The organism is Candidatus Stoquefichus massiliensis AP9 (assembly GCF_000455285.1).
Classification (GTDB): domain Bacteria; phylum Bacillota_I; class Bacilli_A; order Erysipelotrichales; family Coprobacillaceae; genus Stoquefichus; species Stoquefichus massiliensis.
Genome location: NZ_HG005284.1, coordinates 340,851 through 344,247 on the forward strand (window position 1 = coordinate 340,851; position 3,397 = coordinate 344,247).

The 3,397-nt window shown below is 31.1% G+C and carries 7 protein-coding genes; 4 read left to right on the forward strand and 3 right to left on the reverse strand.

Features of this window, described 5'->3' with window-relative positions:
* The 4 genes from BN350_RS20135 to BN350_RS21195 form a co-directional block, all read left to right on the forward strand.
* The coding region (locus BN350_RS20135; RefSeq protein WP_147573510.1) for a transposase at positions 1 to 295 on the forward strand (295 nt) is incomplete at its 5' end.
* Positions 296 to 392: 97 nt separating this feature from the next.
* Positions 393 to 965, forward strand: a complete 573-nt coding sequence (locus BN350_RS01865; protein WP_231385214.1) for an ECF transporter S component — start codon at positions 393 to 395, stop codon at positions 963 to 965.
* Positions 941 to 1,255: a hypothetical protein gene (locus BN350_RS21190; protein ID WP_231385215.1), complete on the forward strand. Its 315-nt coding sequence runs from the start codon at positions 941 to 943 to the stop codon at positions 1,253 to 1,255. The genes BN350_RS01865 and BN350_RS21190 overlap by 25 nt, the downstream gene beginning before the upstream one ends.
* On the forward strand, positions 1,194 to 1,601 hold the full coding sequence (locus BN350_RS21195) for a hypothetical protein (RefSeq protein WP_231385216.1): 408 nt from the start codon (positions 1,194 to 1,196) through the stop codon (positions 1,599 to 1,601). Before BN350_RS21190 ends, BN350_RS21195 begins: the two co-directional genes overlap by 62 nt.
* A 38-nt stretch (positions 1,602 to 1,639) precedes the next feature.
* Here the strand turns inward: BN350_RS21195 and BN350_RS01875 are convergent, their stop codons facing one another.
* From BN350_RS01875 to BN350_RS20815, 3 genes are all read right to left on the reverse strand, one after another.
* Positions 1,640 to 2,326, reverse strand: a complete 687-nt coding sequence (locus tag BN350_RS01875; protein WP_028042078.1) for a GNAT family N-acetyltransferase — start codon at positions 2,324 to 2,326, stop codon at positions 1,640 to 1,642.
* Entirely contained in the window at positions 2,319 to 2,876 is a 558-nt protein-coding gene (locus tag BN350_RS01880; protein ID WP_028042079.1) for a GNAT family N-acetyltransferase, read from the reverse strand. Before BN350_RS01880 ends, BN350_RS01875 begins: the two co-directional genes overlap by 8 nt.
* Before the next feature lie 248 nt (positions 2,877 to 3,124).
* The coding region (locus BN350_RS20815; RefSeq protein ID WP_028042080.1) for a hypothetical protein at positions 3,125 to 3,397 on the reverse strand (273 nt) is incomplete at its 5' end.

The following is a 3,397-nucleotide window of genomic DNA, read 5'->3' on the forward strand; positions in this document are numbered from 1 at the left end:
TCATACTCCAAAATGGAAAGAATTATATCCAAAGCGTAAGGAAAGTATAGAACGTGTATTTGGAGATTGTAAGGAGCAGCATAATTTAAGATATACAAGATTGAGAGGACTACAAAAAAATCAGCATCAGGCGCTGATGATTTTTGCGTGTCATAATTTAAAAAGAATGGCAAGGTGGAGATGGAAAAATTCATCAAATACCATTCATAATTGGTTGAAAATGATGATTTCCCGCTTTGAAACACAAAAAGAAAAGCGATACTCGTTTTGGAGTATCACTTTGTCAACAGTCTGATGATGGCTCTGCCATCTTTTTTTGTGTCTGGCTTCTAACTGTACTTTAGAAGAAAGGAAAAAGTAAATATGAAAAAAGAACAAAGATTCAATTTGTTGTGGCATTAGAAATTGTTTTTAATGTAATGGGAGCTTTCATTGCAATGAATTTCTCCATTCCATTCTATATAGATTGTATTGGCACAATACTTGTCGCAGGTTTATTAGGACCTTGGTATGCAATGCTTACCGGAGTGTTAGACAGTCTAACAAGCGGAATGACATTTGATATGTATTCCTTTTATTATGCCCCTGTTCAATTACTTACAGACTTCTTTGCAGGAATGCTCTATCATACACCTTGGTTAAAAGGTTACAAAACAATCTTAGGTGCTATTTTAGTTGGAGTTCCAACATCGCTTGCTAGTGCATTTATTACTGCACTGTTATTTCATGGTATCACATCAGGTGCCAGTAGTGCTATTGTGATTTTATTCAACAGTATAGGTTTAAACTTAGTCACAAGTATATTTATCGTTCAGGTTTTAACAGATTACACCGATAAACTATTCGCTGTCATTCTCACAAGAACATTAATTGAACGAGGAAGATTATATGAGAAATGGGAAGAAAAGCAATGGAAAGATACAGTCACATTAAAGGCAAAATGCAAAGAGAAATTGTTCTCTTAAAAGCGAAACCTTGTGCATGGTCAATATGCACATTTTGTGATTATATTGAAGATAATTCGACTTGTCTTGAAGAAATGATAGCTATTAATCATACTGTACTTGATCAAATTACAGAAGAATATGGTATCTTAGAGGTCATAGATTCAGCCAGTATATTTGAATTACCTCAAGAAACATTAGAACGTATTAAACAAATAATTCAAGCAAAACATATTCATACACTGTTTATTGAAAGTCATTGGCTATATTATCAGCATAGCCAAGAAATTAAAAAATTTTTTTGGTATTAAGGTTATTGTCAAAACAGGCATAGAAACATTTGATGACTATTTTAGAAATGTTGTTTTAAATAAAAACGTGACATTTCAATCTATTGAAGAATTCAAGCAGTATTTTGATTCTCCTTGTTTAATAGTTGGTATACAAGGTCAAACAAAAGAAATGATAAAAAAAGACATTCACATATTAACACAACACTTTACTCATGGAACAATTAATATCTATCGTAATAATTCTACACCCATAAAACGAGATAATCATCTCGTTAATTGGTTTATGAAAGAATATCATAATCTTATTAATGATTCTCGTTATGATTTCTTATATGAACCAACAGAATTTGGTGTTGGTGATTAACAAAACCCAAGGTTATACGTCCTTGGGTTTTGTTAATGTTAATCGAATAGCCAATAAGATAATTTTGATGATATATCTAAACCTAATTTTCTTTGTAAATGTAATGAAACTTCATTACCCTCAATAACCTGACAATAAGGAATCCATCCTTGATTCAAATAATAATTTATTAAATAACTTTCTAGTATCATCCCATAACCACATCTTTGATATGATGGTAAAATTTCCAATAAACCCATACTTCCTTCATCATGTATTCCAATAAATCCAGCAAGTTTTTCACAAACAAAGAGACCCCATAAACGTTTATTATCAATCAGTCTATCAATATATTGTGGATCATCGGCATGTTGATAAGTTTCTTTTATCATTATTGTATGTTCTTGGTTTAATAAAGAAATACAAACATTAGGTGGATATGGAATTGAAATCTGTGCTTTGTTATAAACTGCCTGATAACATGCGAACTGTAAAGTCTGTTGAAAATCATTAACCAGAACATCACCAATTGCTTTTTGTTTAACATTAAACAATTGATATTGCTTTAAATCATATTGTTGATAAAGATATTTAAACTTATCGATATCTGTCATAGAAATCATACATATATCACTATTCTTAATCGCAAATATAATACCATCTTCTCCTTGATAAATCATCTGCACACGACCAAGTCGTATAGGTTCAATCATATCTATATCATTAATTTTATCTAACTCAAACATGGTCTTTTAACCAATCTTCTTTCTCTAAACAATAACAAGCACATTTCACCATATCTTCTTTATCAATTTTCTTTTTTACCATAACTTCACCAATATATTTCATACCACATTTTTGCATAACTTTTCCTGAAGCTATATTATCTAAATGATGTATAGCTTTAACTTTCGTCACTGGTGTCTGTTCAAATAAAAAAGTCATTAAGCCCTTTAAAGCCTCGCTCATATACCCCTGGTTCCAATAATTCTCTCCAATAACATAACCAATTTCTGCATATCCATCTCGCTGATAATCATTCACAAGTCCAATGCTACCAATCACTTGATCTTCATCTTTTAAAGTGATTGCCAAATCTAAATCATGCTCACTTTCAATACGAGGTAATTGAACTTGGGTAATAAAATCTCTTGTTGCCTGAATATTAACATGAGGATACCAAGTCAGATAACGTGTAATTGTTTCACTATGACAATAAGAATCAAACATGCTTGTCGCATCTGATAATCTAAAGTTTCTCAAAATCAGTCTCTCTGTTTCAATAACTGCTTTCATATAACTTCCTCCTTTATGTATTTTCGTTATTATAACACAGGTGTAAATAAATGTATCATGCTTTTCTATGGAGAAATTCTAATAATGTCTTGTCTGATTGAGACACATATCATGTGTATCATAAAGAAACGGCTTATAGTCAAGACATATATGATTTTCCTAGAAATATAATTGATTGTCATTCATGGAACATTTTTAAATGCAAAAACAGCTATATCATCATGATATAACTGATTCTATTCATGTATTTAACTGTTTTCTATGTAATCCTTTATTTCTTCAACACTCTTCTTATTGGCAATCATATTCGCTATATGATCATATTGTAATGCACTTAAGCCTTCTAAGAAACTTGTATCAGTATTTGGATATAGTCCATGAAATAATACCATTATAAGATCTTGTTTACCTCTTTCGATACCAATTGAAATGCCTTCTTCTTTACCTTGTTCAATGCCGATTGAAATGCCTTCCTCTTTGCCCTGATCAAAAGCATCTCTAACTTCTCCTGCTCTTGCCTT